We start from the raw sequence: 2,761 nt of genomic DNA, 5'->3' as shown, positions 1-2,761 counted from the left end.
TCGGCCAGCATGCTGGCCTGACGCTCGCCGGGCAACACGGCATCCAAAGGCAGATAGATCCCGCCGGCCTTGAGGATGGCCAATTCAGCAAGGACCAGCTCGGCGCTGCGGGGTAGTGAGAGGGCAACGACTTGACCCGGCAGCACGCCAGCACCAATGAGGGTATGGGCCAATACATTGGCGCGGGTGTTCAGCTCGGCGTAGGACCAGACCACATCACCAGAGACCACAGCAGCAGCGGCCGGGGTGGCTTCAACATGGGCTTCGAACAGGGAGACCAGGCCGCTATCACGTGGATAGGCATAGGCGGTGGCGTTCCAGTCGGCAAGCAGGGTGTGGCGTTCTGCTGTCGACAAGATCTCCAGCGTCGACAACGGCTGCTCGTCGCCACGCAGCACCGCAGCCAGCAAGGTCTGCAAGTACTCGGCAAAGCGCGCTACGGTCACAGCATCGAACAGGTCTGCGTTATAAGTCAGCGCCCCGCTCAACTTGTCACCGCTGTCGGTCAGGTTGAGCATCAGCTCGAAGTGCGAGGTATCGCGCAGCTGCTCGATGGCCGAAAAACGAATACCCTGCAGCTCTTCGTCGCCGCCATCCGGCGTATTGTTGAATGCCAGCATCACCTGAAAAATCGGGCTGTAGCTCAGGCTACGCACCGGTTTGACCGCGTCAACCACCTGCTCGAACGGCAGCGCCTGATGGGCAAATGCCTGCATGGCCGAATCGCGCACCGCCTGCAGCAGCTGGGCCACGGTCCAGTCCGGCTCGATGCGAAGACGCAGCGCCAGCGTGTTGGCGAAGAAGCCTATCAAGCCTTGCAGCTCGCTCCGGTCACGCCCGGCCAGCGGCGAGCCGACGACCACATCCTGCTCACCGCTCAAGCGCGACAGCAGCAGACCCCAAGCCGCAAGCAGCGCCATGAACACGGTGCTCTTGTTGCGCTGGGCAAAGGTGCGTAGTTCGGCGGCGATGGCTTCAGGCACCGTGAAGGGCAAGGTACCGCCACGGTGCGTCTGCACCGCAGGGCGTGCACGGTCGAACGGCAAATTCAGCACCGCCGGCGCGCCATCCAGATAGCTACGCCAGAAGTCGGCCTGTTGCAGCAGGTCATCCCCTTGCAGTGCCTGACGTTGCCAGACTGCAAAGTCGCCATACTGGATGGGCAATGCCGGCAGCGGATCATCTTCGCCTTGGCTGAACGCGTGATACAGCGCACGTACTTCTGCGATGAACACGCCTTGCGACCAGCCATCCGACACGATGTGATGCTGCGTGATCAGCAGCACATGGCTGTCAGCGCCCAGCACCAGCAATTGCCCACGGCACAGCGGCCCTTGCGCCAGGTCGAACGGTGCCACCGCCTCCTGCGCGGCTAGGCGTTCAATTTCAGCGCGTTGCGCCTCGTCACCTAGCGTAGCCAAATCAACAATTTGTAAAGCAAATCCGCTATCTGCAGGCAAGAGCTGCGCAACCGGCTCGCCATCATCCAGCCGGAAAACGGTGCGCAGGCTCTCATGCCTGGCAACGATCCGGTTCAATGCAGCAATCAGCGCGGCTGCATCCAGCGCACCATCCAGCCGCAGCGCCAGCGGCAGGTGATAGGCCTTGCTGGCGTCATGATCAAGCTGGTCAATAAACCACAAGCGCGCCTGCGCCCAGGAAAGCGGCAACGGCTGGCTGCGGTCGGCTAGCGGAATGGTATCCACCGAGCTGGCAGCAGTCGGGGCTTTGGTTTTCTTCAAACGGCGAAGAAGCAGTTCAAGTTGTTTGGCGTCGAGTTTGCTGTGCGCTTGATCGGTCATGGTCGTTATTCAGTCGTCAATGGCGTTGCGGGGCTGGCGGAAAAACGAAGCCATCAGGCTTCGCCCTCCTCGGCCAGCAGTTGGGCAATTTCTTCTTCGCTAAGGCCATCCAGCTCGGCCATGGCTTGGGCAATATCTTCCTGGCTGTAACTACCCAGCCCGGCTTGAACAATGGCCTGCGCCATGCCGGCCAGATCATGCGCGGCAAAGATGTCATTTAGCGGTACGTCGATCTCGAAGGTCTGGCGAATGCGGGCAAGTAGTTGCACGGCTAACAATGAGTGCCCGCCGAGCTCAAAGAAATTGTCCTGCCGCCCCACCCGCTCGACCTTGAGCAGGTCGGCCCACAGGCTGGCGAGGGTCTCTTCAATCTGGCCGATAGGTGCTTCATAGCCACGGCTGACCCAGGCGTCACCCGAAGGCGCTGGCAGCGCCTTGCGGTCCAGCTTGCCGTTCGGGGTGAGCGGGAAGGACGCCAACTGGACATACGCAGCCGGGACCATATAGGCCGGCAGCTGGGCACTGGCGTGCGCTCGGAGTGCTTCTGCATCCAGCGCACCGACGTAGTAGGCAACCAGACGCTTGTCACCCGGGCTGTCTTCACGCGCGAGGACGGCGACTTCCTGAATCTGTTCGGCGGTGCCAAGCTTGGCTTCGATCTCGCCCAGTTCAATGCGGAAGCCACGGAGCTTGACCTGGAAGTCATTGCGGCCCAGATACTCGATGGTGCCATCCGCCAGCCAGCGACCGAGGTCGCCAGTCTTGTACAGGCGTGCGTCTGCGTTCTGGCTGAATGGATCCTGAATGAAGCGTTCTGCAGTGAGTTCAGGCTGGTTGAAGTAACCAATCCCTACCCCAATACCCCCAACGCAGATTTCCCCCACCACACCAATCGGAGTCGGTTGTTGCTGTTCGTTGAGGATATACAGCCGGTCATGCCGTACCGGTTTGCCCAGTGG

2 protein-coding genes are annotated in these 2,761 nt (G+C 61.2%); both read right to left on the bottom strand.

Annotated features, from left to right (window positions below; translation table 11 throughout):
• Nucleotides 1–1,802: condensation domain-containing protein (locus tag B9A19_RS21760; protein ID WP_139799067.1), on the bottom strand; the 1,802-nt coding region annotated here is incomplete at its 3' end.
• Between the two features lie 53 nt (nt 1,803–1,855).
• Nucleotides 1,856–2,761, bottom strand: a 906-nt coding sequence (locus B9A19_RS21755) for a phosphopantetheine-binding protein (RefSeq protein ID WP_139799066.1), incomplete at its 5' end; no start/stop codon positions are given.

Origin of the sequence: Andreprevotia lacus DSM 23236 (genome assembly GCF_900176275.1) — a bacterium.
GTDB lineage: Bacteria > Pseudomonadota > Gammaproteobacteria > Burkholderiales > Chitinibacteraceae > Andreprevotia > Andreprevotia lacus.
Note: the sequence above shows the minus strand (reverse complement) of the source record. Positions and strands in the feature narration are given on the sequence as shown.